Source organism: Arcanobacterium hippocoleae (genome assembly GCF_040360365.1).
Classification (GTDB): domain Bacteria; phylum Actinomycetota; class Actinomycetes; order Actinomycetales; family Actinomycetaceae; genus Arcanobacterium_A; species Arcanobacterium_A hippocoleae_A.
This window is the reverse complement of sequence record NZ_CP136412.1, coordinates 929,963-943,348: the sequence shown is the minus strand read 5'-3', so window position 1 is coordinate 943,348 and position 13,386 is coordinate 929,963. Positions and strand designations below refer to the sequence as shown.

Annotated in this window: 7 protein-coding genes and 2 pseudogenes; 6 read left to right on the top strand and 3 right to left on the bottom strand. The window is 50.2% G+C overall.

Annotated features, from left to right (window positions below; all coding sequences use genetic code 11):
* Positions 1-202: 202 nt before the first annotated feature.
* The 4 genes and pseudogenes from typA (at position 203) to RQN30_RS04945 (ending at position 5,189) form a co-directional block, all read left to right on the top strand.
* Positions 203-2,136: pseudogene (gene typA, locus RQN30_RS04960) on the top strand (translational GTPase TypA).
* Entirely contained in the window at positions 2,133-2,600 is a 468-nt protein-coding gene (locus tag RQN30_RS04955; RefSeq protein WP_353061520.1) for a hypothetical protein, read from the top strand. Before typA ends, RQN30_RS04955 begins: the two are co-directional and overlap by 4 nt.
* A 143-nt stretch (positions 2,601-2,743) precedes the next feature.
* Positions 2,744-3,064: a ferredoxin gene (fdxA, locus tag RQN30_RS04950; RefSeq protein WP_353061519.1), complete on the top strand. Its 321-nt coding sequence runs from the start codon at positions 2,744-2,746 to the stop codon at positions 3,062-3,064.
* Positions 3,065-3,857: 793 nt separating this feature from the next.
* Positions 3,858-5,189, top strand: coding sequence for a citrate synthase (locus tag RQN30_RS04945; protein ID WP_353061518.1), 1,332 nt, complete (start codon positions 3,858-3,860; stop codon positions 5,187-5,189).
* 112 nt (positions 5,190-5,301) lie between these two features.
* Here RQN30_RS04945 and RQN30_RS04940 read toward each other — a convergent pair whose 3' ends face one another.
* The gene (locus RQN30_RS04940) at positions 5,302-5,679 is read right to left on the bottom strand and encodes a hypothetical protein (RefSeq protein WP_353061517.1); all 378 of its coding nucleotides are present in this window, start codon (positions 5,677-5,679) and stop codon (positions 5,302-5,304) included.
* Between the two features lie 630 nt (positions 5,680-6,309).
* On the opposite strand from RQN30_RS04940, the gene RQN30_RS04935 reads away from it, so the two are divergent.
* Entirely contained in the window at positions 6,310-6,732 is a 423-nt protein-coding gene (locus RQN30_RS04935; RefSeq protein WP_353061516.1) for a hypothetical protein, read from the top strand.
* A 17-nt stretch (positions 6,733-6,749) separates the two neighbouring features.
* On the top strand, positions 6,750-11,375 hold the full coding sequence (locus RQN30_RS04930) for an Ig-like domain-containing protein (RefSeq protein WP_353061515.1): 4,626 nt from the start codon (positions 6,750-6,752) through the stop codon (positions 11,373-11,375).
* 138 nt (positions 11,376-11,513) lie between these two features.
* On the opposite strand, the gene RQN30_RS04925 is transcribed toward RQN30_RS04930, so the two are convergent.
* The gene (locus RQN30_RS04925; protein ID WP_353061514.1) at positions 11,514-12,209 is read right to left on the bottom strand and encodes a Maf family protein; all 696 of its coding nucleotides are present in this window, start codon (positions 12,207-12,209) and stop codon (positions 11,514-11,516) included.
* Positions 12,206-13,383: pseudogene (locus RQN30_RS04920) on the bottom strand (DUF885 domain-containing protein). The gene RQN30_RS04925 and the pseudogene RQN30_RS04920 overlap by 4 nt, the downstream one beginning before the upstream one ends.
* Between the last annotated feature and the right edge of the window lie 3 nt (positions 13,384-13,386).

The window sequence follows — 13,386 nt, the reverse complement described above, 5'->3', positions numbered from 1 at the left end:
TGCGCCGAAGTACAGCGGCGCTGCGGCTGTTTTGGTGATACTTAGCGCATAAGTGCTGCTGACATGTCTTTCATCCCAATGCGTGCGTAAACTTAGACGCGGAAAACTGCCTTGCCGAAACGATTTGATGAGCAGATATAAAACAGACCAACTCGGCAGACAATCGAAATGACTAATCATTAAAGCAGACAAAAGGACTTATATGGCTCAGCGCACGGATTTGCGGAATGTGGCAATTGTGGCTCACGTCGATCATGGAAAAACTACCCTGGTGGATGCAATGCTCTGGCAGGGCGGTGCTTTTGATTCGCATACTACCGTCGAAAAAACTGGTGAGCGGATTATGGATTCGGGTGACCTGGAACGGGAAAAAGGCATTACGATTCTCGCAAAAAACACTGCAATCACATACACCGGGCCGTCGGCTGCAGAATTCGGCGCACCAAATGGGATCACAATTAATGTGATTGATACTCCCGGGCACGCTGATTTTTCCGGCGAAGTCGAACGCGGGCTTTCAATGGTTGACGGTGTTGTGCTGCTTGTGGATGCTTCTGAAGGGCCGCTGCCGCAAACCCGTTTCGTGCTGCGCAAAGCCTTGGAAGCAAATCTGCCGGTGATTCCGGTAATCAATAAGGTGGATCGCCAAGATGCCCGAATTTCGGAAATCATCAGCGAAACCCAAGATTTGCTGCTTTCGCTTGCCGCTGATATTGAAGATACTGCCGGGCTTGATTTAGACCGGATTCTTGAAATCCCAACAATTTTTGCAGCCGCAAAGGCAGGATATGCTGATACCAAACAGCCAGCCGACGGCGGACTGCCTGAGAATCAGAATCTTGAACCGCTTTTCCGGGCAATTCTTGAATACATTCCAGCTCCGGAATATGAAGAAGCTGCTCCGCTGGTAGCGCAAGTGACGAACCTTGATGCTTCCCCGTTTTTAGGGCGGCTCGCGCTTTGCCGAATTTACTCCGGCACGCTTACAGCAAATACTTGGGTTGGGCTAATGGACGGTCCGGAAAGCAATCTTGAACGGGTACATGTAACCGAGCTGCTGCGCACCGAAGGGCTGGAACGGAAGCCGGCAAAATCAGCAGGTGCAGGTGAAATCGTGGCAATTGCCGGTATCCCTAATATTACAATCGGGCAGACGCTCGTAGATCTTGCAGATCCGCGCCCGCGCCCGCGGATTAAAATTGATGACCCGGCAATTTCGATGACAATCGGAATTAACACTTCGCCGCTTGCCGGAAAAGTGAAAGGGCATAAGCTTACAGCGCGGCAAGTGCGTGACCGTTTAACCCAGGAACTCGTCGGCAATGTTTCGATTCGGGTGCTTCCAACTGAACGCCCGGATGCGTGGGAAGTGCAAGACCGCGGAGAACTGGCGCTCGCAATTCTTGTGGAGACCATGCGCCGCGAAGGATTTGAATTAACAGTCGGCAAACCGCAAGTAGTGAAACGGGTAATCGACGGCGAAATTCATGAGCCGTGGGAACGTGCCACAATTGACGTGCCGGAAGAATATTTGGGTGCAGTCACACAGCTGATGGCGGCGCGCAAAGGGCAAATGGCAACAATGACAAATCATGGTACCGGTTGGGTGCGGATGGAGTTTGTGGTGCCGTCGCGCGGAATGATTGGTTTCCGGACACAATTCTTGACCCAAACCCGCGGTACAGGGATTGCCGCTTCTATTTCTGAGGGATATCAGCCTTGGGCGGGGGCGATTGAATCGCGAACTACCGGGTCGCTTGTTTCGGATCGTTCCGGGCAGATTACTTCTTTCTCTTTGCAGCGCCTTGAAGACCGCGGAACGTTTTTGTTAAGCCGGGTGAAGAAACCTATGAGGGGCAGGTTGTCGGTGAAAACCCGCGCAACGAGGATATGGATGTGAACATCGTCAAAGCGAAAGAAATGACGAATATGCGTTCTTCGACAGCGGATGTGTTTGAAAGTCTGCAGGCAGCACGCACACTCACACTTGAAGAATCGATTGAGTTTGCGGCTGAAGACGAATGCATTGAAGTTACTCCCGAAGTGGTGCGGGTGCGGAAAGTTCATCTTTCAGCAATTGACCGCGCACGTGAAGCGGCGCGAAAGAAACGTGAAGCGAAAGGTGCCCAGGCGTGAGCGGGATATCGGAAACCGCAGCAGCTGAAAATCCTGAGGCAGATTCGTTAGTGCAATCTGATTTGTTTAAACCGCTGCCGGCTCAGGAAGATTCCAGCATTCGCCGGAAACGTTTTTCAGATGTTCTCATTCGCGTAATTGCCGGCGTTTTTGTCGGCGGGTGTGCTGCAGTAGGAGCACTCATTGCGCATATTGGTCCGGTTAACTATGAGTGGGTAGGAATGATTCTCGCGGCGTTGCTGATTCTGGCTGGCGGATGGTTCGCCGTCGAATTGGGCGGGAAATTCGGCGCAGTGGGATATTTTGTTGCTGCGGCGGCAGTTACTGCGGGATTTATGCTGTTCCCATTGCAGAATGATGTGACCGCAATCCAGGAACAGCTCGCATCCCGAATTTGGATTTTTGCTGCCCCGATTCTCGCATTTGTGCCAATCGCCACTGCATTTCGGAAGAAATCCCGCTAAGATGTGTATCGAAAAGCGAGTATTCAGGTTTCTGTTCGGCAGTAAATGCGGAACGATTTGCAGCGGATGCTCGTGAGGCGGCTTTAGTTGGGGAAAATTTAGAAATTGCGGACAATCCCGTCGTTTAGAAAAGGAAGTAGAACATGACTTACGTGATTGCTTTGCCTTGCGTGGATATTAAAGATCGTGCATGCGTAGATGAGTGCCCTGTGGATTGTATCTATGAAGGCGAGCGGACTCTTTATATTCATCCGGATGAGTGTGTAGATTGCGGTGCTTGCGAACCAGTTTGCCCAACTGAAGCAATCTATTATGAAGACGATTTACCGGATGAGTGGGCTGAATATTACGATGCGAATGCGGAGTTCTTTAATGAGCTTGGATCTCCGGGCGGTGCGGCAAAGATGGGTGTGATTAAGCATGATCATCCGTTAATTGCGAAGCTTCCGCCGCAAAATAGTTAAATTTTTGCTTGGGTTTAATTACGGCGGTTTCCGGTTTTTCGGCCGGCGGCCGCCGTTTGCTTTTATTTTTGCCGTTTACTTCTGCTTTTGATTTAACCTGCGGCGTTAGCGGTTATTTGCGTTTTTGTTTGTGCGCCGCAAGTATCCGGCTTACGTAACTGGCGGCAAAATCTCTGTGAGGTTACGTAACTGGCGGCAAAATGGATAGTTTTGATTAACGACGGGAGCGCCGTCGTTCCTTTGCCTCTGTGACCAGCACAAACGTAAACGCTTTCGACGGTGAAAAATACAGCCTGAGTTCTTGCCGCCGCTTACGCAACAAAACCGGCTTCCCGCCGCCGCTTACGCAGTGCCGGCATGCCGCCGTTAATTCACGTAACGAATCTGATTTTGCCGTTAGCTGCGCTGCGGAAACTCAATAATGCGATTACTTGTGCAGCGTAAATGCTGTGCTGGCGTCAGTTCGGGAGTGAAATCAGATTTGGTTAAGGCCGATGTGTTCACGCAGAGCAGAGCGAAAAAATCTTAATATTGAGATATTAGGTGCGGGCCGGCTTGCAATAGAGTAGGCTGAAAATAACTTGGTCTTAAGTTCACAAATCTCTCAGCTTTTCCTGGCGGCGAATAGCTTTTCGCAGCAGCAAATAGCTTTCGGCAGTAGGGAAATGCATTTGGGTGCAGTCGTAATGCTGCGAGGTGCGCTCACAATTTGATTCGAATCGACTGGGGTGAAATTCAAAACTGAAAGCAGTGCAGCACGCCCGGTACAGTGCAAATAACGAAAGGCAAACTCATGGCTCCAAGTGCAAAATTAGTAATCGACGGGAACGAGCTTGAACTTGAGCGGATTCATGCAACTGCAGGTAATGATGGTTTCAAAATTAACGGCTTGCTGCAAACTTCCGGTACCGTTACGCTAGATCCGGGTTTTACGAATACGGCATCCTGCGCCTCGGAAATCACATATATCGACGGCGGGAAAGGGATTCTTCGCTATCGCGGCTATCCAATTGAACAGCTCGCGAAGAACTGTTCGTTCCTGGAAGTGGCATATTTGTTAATTTACGGCCGTCTTCCGGACGCTAATTCGCTGGCCGCGTTTATTCATCGCATTAAGCGCCATACTCTGCTGCATGAAGATTTTCGTTCGTTCTTTACAGCTTTCCCGTCACATGGGCATCCAATGTCAATTCTGCAAGCAGGGATTGCCGGTCTTGGTACTTACTATGAAGATACGCTTGATCCGCATGATTCGCATCAGCGTGATCTTGCGTCGGTGCTGCTGCTGGCGAAAGTGCCGACGATGATTGCGTATGCTTCGAAACGGGCGACGGGACTTCCGCTGCTTTATCCGGATGCAGCGAAGTCGTACACTGAGGATTTCTTACGGATGACTTTCGGTTTGCCGTATCAGGCGCACGATGTTGATCCAACTATAGTGAATGCGCTTGACAAACTGTTTATTTTGCACGCGGATCATGAACAGAATTGTTCCACTTCGACGGTGCGCCTGGTTGGGTCTTCACACGCAAGTATCTATGCTTCAGTGGCTGCCGGAGTTGGAGCGCTTTCCGGGCCGCTGCACGGCGGAGCGAATGAAGCAGTGCTGAACATGCTGCATTCGATTCGGGAAGAGGGACTGCAGATTTCGGATTTCGTTGATCAGGTTAAAGATAAGCAGAATTCAGTGAAGCTGATGGGCTTCGGGCATCGTGTGTATAAGAATTATGATCCGCGTGCCACAATCGTGAAAGAGCTGGCGGACGAGATTCTCGATAAACTCGGCGGTGATTCGGAGCTGTTTGATATGGCGCGTGAACTTGAGCAGTTTGCGTTGAATGACGATTATTTCGTTGAACGGCATCTTTACCCGAATGTTGACTTCTACACTGGGTTAATCTATAAGGCAATGGGGTTCCCGACGCAGATGTTCACGCCATTGTTTGCTTTAGGGCGGCTTCCGGGCTGGATTGCGCAATATCACGAGCTGATTTTGGATCCGGAGCAAAAAATTGGACGGCCAAGGCAAGTATATATTGGCGCTCCGGAGCGTGACTGGGTGCCGATGAGTGAACGTGAAACACAAAATCGGCGTTTCTCTGATTTGGAAGACGGTATCGTTTAATTGATTGTTTTATGATTAGCAGCATATCTTCAGGCATTGGCCGAGCGTGATTGCAGCCCGCTGTTCGCGGCTGGTTCGCTCAGCCAGCGCCTGAAGCTGCTGGCCGGTGAAGTTACTTTTTGTATTTTCTGAATGCGTCAATGATTGCGCTGTTATCTGCATACCAACTGTCATCGTCAGAATCGTATTTTCGGCAGATCGTCTCTCCGCCGTAGATCATTTTGAAAATCATGGCGTTTTGATTAATCGCTGCAATATCGATTTCGCCGTATGAGTTATACTGAGCAATTTTTTCCACAGCGGGGCTGGTAGGCGGATAGTCCATTATCACAATGCACCTATGCGGAAGAAACAGATGATCTCTGGCATTGAATGAACTGCGTTCGCTTTCGCTGTCGATTACTTTTTCGTCTTTCGCGATTACTCCTGCGGATTTGAAATATTCAACAATCTCGGCACTGTGAAGTCCGCCGTTTTTGTCATATACCATTTTCAGAAAAATAACACTGAAATATAGCACAATAATCGCTGTAAATGCTATCACTATCCACTTCGTTTTGGCGGGAATTGGCGGATTTTTCACCATGCGGTCATCACCCACCGTTTTTTATTTTTCCGCGCTGCAGCATGTTTCGCCAAGATGATTTTTGCAATTCTCAGCTCCTTTGCTGGATAAGTTTCGGTGCTTCAGCAGCGGCTGAAATTTGCAGTGTCCAGCACGATATGTTTAGCAGTATATGCAAAAATTCATTTGTATGTTTGCATCTGAGTGCGTTCCTGCAAATTGCGGTGTGGAGAAAACTTTGGCTGTTTTTGCTGCTGTTTCGCTTCCTGGACGCTATTGAGACTTTTGGCGGGATAATCTTACTGGCAGTTTGCTAGTATAGGTGTGGCGGAAAGGTGTTGTGCGGTGCGACGGCGCGCTGCGAAGCTTTCAAGAAACCGTTGCAGATTGAATAAATCTGGAAAATAATTTCTTTTATTTTCATTGCGGCAGCACAGCAAAGTTCCCAAACTGCAAACACGTAAATCTCGGACGGTAAAATCTGGTAATCCGGCAAATCCGCCCGCAGATATACGCGGTAAAAGGTTACACGAGGGTGTGTTAAGGAGAAGAAGTATGGGCATAAGCCGAACACGGCAAATCGGGCCGCGGGCGTTAGCATTTGCAGCCGCAGGTGCAGTGGCTGCTATCGGAATGGTTCCCGCAGCTTATGGTGCGATGGACTATGCGGAATTAAACACTTCCACGCAGATGGTATCAAATGCGGAGGATGTAAAGGTGAGTGTGCTTGATTTGCACTCTCGCCTGCAGACGATTAATTCCGGATGGAAGTTTATTCTTGGTGAGCAGAGCGGCGCAGAAAATCCGCAATTTGATGATTCCGCCTGGAAAAACGTTGATTTACCGCATGACTATAGTATTGAGCAGGAATTTACCCAGTCTGGTGAAGCCGAAAGCGGTTACTTGCCTGGCGGTGTCGGCTGGTACCGGAAAGTGCTGCCATTGCCGGAAGAGCTCAAGGGAAGCGGATTAATTTAAATTTCGACGGCATTTATATGGACGCCGCGATTTATTTGAACGGTACACAGCTCGCTAATCATCCTTATGGCTATACTCCGTTCTCAGTGGATGTAACGGAATCAGTGAAGTTTGGGCAGGATAATGTGCTTGCAGTGCGCGTAAATCACCAGCTTCCATCAAGCCGGTGGTATTCCGGTTCGGGAATTTACCGCGATGTAGATCTAGTAATCACTGATCCGGTGCATGTGGCGCATAACGGCGTAAAAGTTACTGCGAAGAATATTGAAAATTACAAGGGTACGGGTACTTTGAATCTCGAAGTAGCGACGGTGCTCGAGAATGAAAGTGCTGCTGCAAAGAGTGTGACGGTGAAGCACACAATTAAGGCAAAGGCAGATGGTGCCGTGCTCGGTACAGTCAGCGCGTCTCAGGAGCTGCAGCCGGGTGCAAAGGCAACGCAAAAGCAAGATCTTGCTGCTAATTCTCCAAAACTGTGGAATCTCGACAATCCGCAGCTCTACGTAGTCACCACTGAAGTGAGTGCGGGAGATAAAGTACTTGACACCGTAGACACTGTTACCGGCTTCCGGCAGACCAAGTTTGATCCGAATACCGGATTCGAACTTAACGGGAAAAAGCTGAAGCTGAAGGGTGTTTCAATGCACCATGATCAAGGTGCGCTCGGTGCGAAAGCGTACCGGCGGGCAATTGAACGTCAGATTGATATTTTGCAGGAGATGGGGGCAAACACGATTCGCGTGACCCATAATCCGGCATCCCGTGACCTGGTGGAACTGGCGAATGAAAAGGGAATGCTGCTGATTGAAGAAATTTTTGATGGGCTGCAGTATCCGAAGAACGGAAATCGGAATGACTACTCGCGTTTCTTTGCACAAACTGTACCTGCTGGGACGAAACTGGAAAATGTTTCCGCCGGCAGTACTTGGGCGCAGTTTGATCTTGAGACGACGCTAAAACGTGATTTTAATGCGCCAAGTGTGATTATGTGGTCGCTCGGAAATGAAATTGGCGAGGGGACGCAAACTCATACAGATATGAGTAACTATGTGCAGCAGCAAGCCAGTTTGATTCAGTGGGCGCAAGCTGTTGATCAGACCCGTCCGGTTACCCGCGGGGATAACCAGCTAAAAGGCGGATCAGCTTCGGCAAAGAGCCTGATGAACTCACTGGTTACAGCTGGCGGTACTGCCGGGCTGAATTATGTTGGCGGGGATAAATATGATTCCCTGCATCGAGAATATCCAAAATGGCCCATCTATGGATCAGAAACTGCGTCTTCGGTAAACAGCCGCGGATTCTATCTCCGCACAAGTGACAATCAGCAAACTAGCGATAAGAAACTTACCTCTTATGACGCTTCGAAAGTAAATTGGGGTGCAGAAGCTAGTTCGGCATGGTACGACGTGATTAAGCGGGACTTCGTTGCCGGTGAAATGGTTTGGACCGGGTTTGACTATATCGGCGAGCCAACCCACTGGAACGGTACTAGCCCCGGCGCAAAAGGCGCATGGCCGTCGCCAAAGAATTCCTACTTCGGCATTATTGATACGGCTGGTTTCCCGAAAGATTCCTACTATTTCTATCAGAGCCAATGGAACGATAAAGCGCATACCCTGCATATTCTTCCGGCATGGAACTCTGATGTAGTGAAGAAGAATGGTTCCGAGCAAAAGGTTCCCGTAGTGGTCTACTCAGATGCACGCAAAGTGGAACTTTGGTTCACCCCGAAGAATGGTGAAAAGAAGAAGCTGGGAGAGAAAACATTCGCTGAAAAGACCACCACAGCTGGATACAAGTACCAGATTTACGAAGGTCAAGACAAGAACACAGCAGAACACAAGAATCTTTATCTCACCTGGGAAGTCCCATATCAAGACGGCACCCTGGAAGCTATCGGTTACGATTCTGCCGGCAAGAAGATTGAAAAAGCACTTGGACGCAGCCGTGTACAGACTGCCGGCGCTGCGAAAAAGTTCGATGTGCAAGTTGACCGGAAAGAAATCAAGGCAGATAACGAAGATCTCGCCTACCTTGATGTCACAATCACCGACGAAAATGGTGTGCCGGTACCAAATGCGGAAAATGTAGTTTCGTTCACCGCAAATGGCCGCTGCAGCATCGTTGGCACCGATAACGGTGAACAAGCCGATCACACCTCCTATCTTTCTCCGAAACGAAAGGCGTTTGCCGGGAAAGTCCTGGGGATTGTAAAAGCGGCAACGATTTCCGGTCCGTGTGAAATTACAATCAGCGCCGACGGTCTTGAAACAAAGACGGTTACCGTAACTGCAGTGAAAGCTGGAACGCAAACACAGAATGCAGTGAGCTACTACCACTTCCCGCGGAACTATTACGTACAGGTTGGGCAGCAGCCAAAGCTCCCGGCAAAAATTGATGCTGTAATGCAAGACGGCACTGCGAAGCAAGCCGACGTAACTTGGGAAAAAGCAACTCCGGAACAGATTTCAGCTGACGGCAGCTTCACACTCGCCGGTACCACCTCACTCGGCGATAAAATCAGTGTGAATGTGACAATGCTGAATACCATCGGTGCTGTGCTGAACTATTCGGCAGTTACCGCAATCGGGCAAGCCCCTGCGCTGCCCGCATCCCGCCCTGCAGTTATGCCAGACGGAAAAGTTCTGAACACGAACTTCCCGGTGAAATGGAATTCGCCAGCTGAAAGCGCATACGCCAAAGCCGGCACAGTGAAGATCGACGGGACAGCAAATGTTTTCGGAAAGGAATTAAAGGTCAGCGCGGCAATTCGTGTAGTTGCGGAAAATGTTTCCGTCGGCAAGAATCTTGCTCCGGCTGCTTCCACCCTCACCCAGGACATTCCGGAAAATCAACAGAGTGACACACTTGCCGCAATCAAAGACGGCAAGACCGCTGTTCCTGCGATTAACGAGGGAACAAATCCGAATGTTTGGACCAACTATAAGGCAGCTCAGGCTGGCGATAACAAGGCTGAAATCGTCTTCGGATACGATACGCAGCAGGAATTCTCCGAATTCGGAATTTATTTCTACAAAGACAACTGGTCTGCACGTTATCCGGATGCCGGCACCACAAAGTTCTTTGTGAGTGAATCAGCAAACGGTCCATGGACTGCAGTGGAAACCGCTGAGACGATGGGAGCAGAGAAAACTAACGTTAAACCGTACACATACAAGTTAGTGAAACCGGTGACGGCAACTTACGTGAAGATTGAAGTCACAAATAAAGCTGAAAATCTTGATAAGCGCAAACCTTGCACCGGTATTTCGGAAGTGCTTTTGAAAGGTACAGAGCGCAGCGGAGTCACTGCAAATACCGCAGCTAAACTCGCTTCGCTGCAGGTAAACGGGGCGGAACTCCCAGAATCCACACTTTCCTCCTGGAAATACATGACTCCGGCTGAAAAAATCGCTGCACTCGATTACACTGCAAAAGACAACGCAGCCGTAACACTGCTGCCGGAATATGCGGGTGTAGTCCGGCTGATTGTTGAAGCTGAGGATCACAAGGCACGCAATACTTTCCAAATCTTCCTTGGGCAAGATCAACCGCTTGCCGATGATGATGCATCCCGTGACGTAAAACCTGCAGACACCCGTATTGAAGTGGGAAGCCAGGCAAACACTAGCGGAGATGACTCGAAAGATGCGGCTATTGATGGAAATCCAAGCACCAAATGGCACACTCCGTGGGGTGCAGCTAATCCAATCAACGGCGATTCTGCAAAGTTCGCAGAAAAAGGCTGGGCAGTACTGATTCTGAAAGAGCCAGCGGATATCGAAGCATTACGCTACCTGCCGCGCCCGGCCGGAAATAACAACGGCACCATCACTGCATACGACGTCTTTGTAAGCAGCACGGATAATCCAACCGGAGCGGCACTGCCGGATGGAGTGAAACTGCCGGCAGATGACCAATACACTAAGGCAGCCAGCGGTACATGGAGTGACAATGCTGAATGGAAGATTGCCCAATTCGACAAAGTCTACGCGGCTCGTTATGTGAAGCTTGTGCCAAAGGCGACGGTGAGCGATACTAAGCCGAATATGTTTGTGAGCGCTGCAGAAATCCGCTTGCGTACGGCAAAACCGGTAATTGATCTCAATAATCCAGAGCTTGGATACAAGATTGAAATTTCACCGGCAGAGCTTACCGTTGCCCAGGTTGACGCGGATCATCCTGCACGTCCGGAAAAAGTGACTGTAACCGGTAAGGATGGTAAGCAGCTCACTGCAGGTGTGAACTACCGTGTAACCTACACCGGCGACACGCAAGAGGGAACCGCAATGGTGACGGTCACCGGGATTAACACTCATAAGGGGACGCTCACTGCCGAATATTCGATAAAAGTGCAGCACCCAGATGTACCGGGTACACCGGAAACTCCAGGCACACCGGATACGCCGCATAATCCGGATCTGCCCGGAACCCCAGATGTGCCGGGAACTCCGGGAAATCCAGATACTCCGGAACTGCAGCCTGCAGAACCGAATAGCCCAGAGCTGAATCCGAAAGCGCAGGATTCCCGAAAGGCAGCCAATAACCTTGCAAAGACTGGTGCGGGCGTACTTGGTCTGATTGGTATTGCAACAGTGCTCTGCGGAGCGGGCGCAGTTATTTCCCGCCGCCGCGAAGAGTAATCGCGCGATATCGGCAAAATCAAATGCCGGAAAACTAAATAAAAGTGCGGGCTGGAAATCACTTTCCAGCCCGCACTGCCGTCGTTAGCGAAAACCTGCCAGATTCTATACAGCGCCTAGCACAGCTCCCTAATCGGATTAAGCTTGGCGAATATCCCAAAAGTCAACAATGCTCATCCCAAAATCGCCGAGCAGTTTCCGCAGCAGCGGAAGTGAAATACCGACCACGCCGTGATGGTCGCCTGCAATCCGCTCAACAAAAGGACCGCCGAATCCGTCGATTGTGAAAGAACCAGCAACCCCCAACGGCTCACCGGAAGCAATATAGGCTTCAATCTCGCTATCGCTCATATCGCTGATATGTATGCGGGCGCAAGATACTCCAGTGCTTTCTGCACCAGTTAATGTGTCAATTGCGCAATGCCCCGTATACAGCTCGCCAACATTTCCGCGCATCCGCTGCAGCCGGTTTCGGGCAACTTCTGGAGTGTGCGGCTTGCCAACAACTTCGCCGGCAAAAGAAAACATTGAATCACAGCCAATGACCACCCGCGGAATAAGCGGATTTGCACTGTCTGGAAAATTCTGGAAAATATTTGCATCGTGCAGATTATCTGTATCGGCTTGATTAACGAACTTTCCGGCGACATCACGTGCCTTTGCCGTCGCAAGCAGTTGGACCTGCTCAGCTGGGCTCGGATGGTGAACACGTGTTTTCAGATCCGCAAGCAAGGATTCTTCAGACACATCCGAAACTGCCACAAGCGGAGTGATTCCAGCCGAAATCAATGTTTGCCGGCGGGCAGGAGAAGCCGAAGCAAGCAGGAGTTTCATCGCAGTGCCTCCCGCATAATATCCAAACCAACCGAACCAATCGCGAGCGCCTGCATATGCCAATCTTTCAGGTTAAAATCAGCCCCGGCGCGCTTGCGGGCTTCTGCACGCAGTTCTTTCCAAATCCGATGCCCAATCTTGTACGAAGGTGCCTGCCCTGGCCAGCCGAGGTACCGGTTTAGCTCGAATTTTAAGAAAGCTGAATCCATCGCCACATTTTCCCGAAGAAATTCCCAGGCGACGTCCCGGTTCCAGATAGGGGAAAGATGCTGATACTTCGCCGGCGCATTCTTTTCAAGGTGGACTCCAATATCAAGCAGTACACGAGCTGTGCGGAGACGTTCTGAATCGAGCACGCCCATCCGCTCTCCCGGTTCATCCATAAACCCGAGTTCACTCATTAATTCTTCAGCGTAAAGCGCCCAGCCCTCTCCATGCCCGGAAACCCACGAACCGTGACGGCGCCAGTTATTTAACTGACCTTGCAGATAAGTTGTAAGCCCAATCTGCAGGTGATGGCCGGGAACTCCCTCGTGATACACGGTAGTTTTTCCTGCCAGGTAGTGAAAGTGTCGGTTCCTGCTGGTACAGACCACCACATTCTCCCGCCGCGCGAGAAATCATCCGTCGGCCCGGTATAGTAAATTCCGCCGGAACCTGACGGAGCAATCATACATTCGAGTTTGTGCAGTACATCTGGAATATCGAAATGTTTTCCTGATAAAACATCAAGCGCTGCATCAGAAGTTTCTTGCATCCAAGCCTGCAGCTCAGCGGTTCCGTGAAGTAATCGCGCCGGGTCGTGATTCAGCTTTTCCATTGCTTCGCGGACGCTTACGCCGTCGCCGTAAAGATCGCGCGCAATCTGCTTCTGTTCGGAATCGATTCGCATTAGTTCCGATTCAGCCCATTCATATGTTTCATCGAAGTCTACAGCAGCGCCAAGGAACTGGTAAGAGCGCAATTCATAGCGTTCACGGCCGAAACTATCCTTTTCGGATGCGTGCGGAGCTATCTGATATTCGAGAAAATCGGCAAGCTCAGCGTACCCCTGCCGTGCTGCTTGCGAATTTTCTGAAAGTTGGGATGCAAGCGCCGGATGGACTTTAGCGCCTTTGGCGGCGAGAGCAGTGAATGGGGAATTTTCACCAGCGTAGCGTTTCGCTTGTTCAATGCA